A 675-nucleotide genomic window follows, 5' to 3' on the forward strand; every position below is an offset into this window, starting at 1 on the left:
CACTTCGGCCTGCTCCAGCAGGCGCGCTTCGATCTCGCCCAGCTCGATACGCAGCCCGCGGATCTTCACCTGGTGGTCGATGCGACCCATGTACTCGATCACCCCGTCGGCGCGCTGACGCGCCAGGTCGCCGGTACGGTACAGCCGTTGGCCCACCCCGAACGGGCTGGCCACAAAGCGTTCGGCGGTCAACCCCGGGCGGCGGTGGTAACCCCGCGCCAGCCCTTCCCCGCCCAGGTACAGCTCGCCCACCACCCCGGCCGGCACCGGCGCCAGGTCGTGGCTCAGTACATAGGTGCTCAGGTTGGCAATCGGCTGGCCAATCGGCACGCTGTCCTGCCCTTCTTCACGGCACGTCCAGTGGGTCACGTCGATGGCCGCCTCGGTCGGCCCGTACAGGTTGTACAGCCCCGCATTCGGCAGCTTGGCGAACACCTGCTGCTGGGCATCCACCTGCAACGCCTCACCGCTGCACACGATGCGTTTGAGGCTGGTGCAACCGGACACCCCAGGGTCTTGCAAAAACACCTGCAGCATCGACGGCACGAAGTGCAGCGTGCTGACCTGCTCACGCTCGATCAACGCCACCAGCCGCGCCGGGTCGCGGTGATCGCCCGGGGCGGCCACCACCAGGCGGGCACCGACCATCAGCGGCCAGAAGAACTCCCACACCGA

1 protein-coding gene is annotated in these 675 nt (G+C 68.0%); it reads right to left on the reverse strand.

Annotated features, from left to right (window positions below; translation table 11 throughout):
• Positions 1-675, reverse strand: a 675-nt coding sequence (locus IAE36_RS23465) for an AMP-binding protein (RefSeq protein WP_201214972.1), incomplete at both ends; no start/stop codon positions are given.

The sequence above is a fragment of the Pseudomonas sp. S36 genome, assembly GCF_016647875.1.
GTDB lineage: Bacteria > Pseudomonadota > Gammaproteobacteria > Pseudomonadales > Pseudomonadaceae > Aquipseudomonas > Aquipseudomonas parafulva.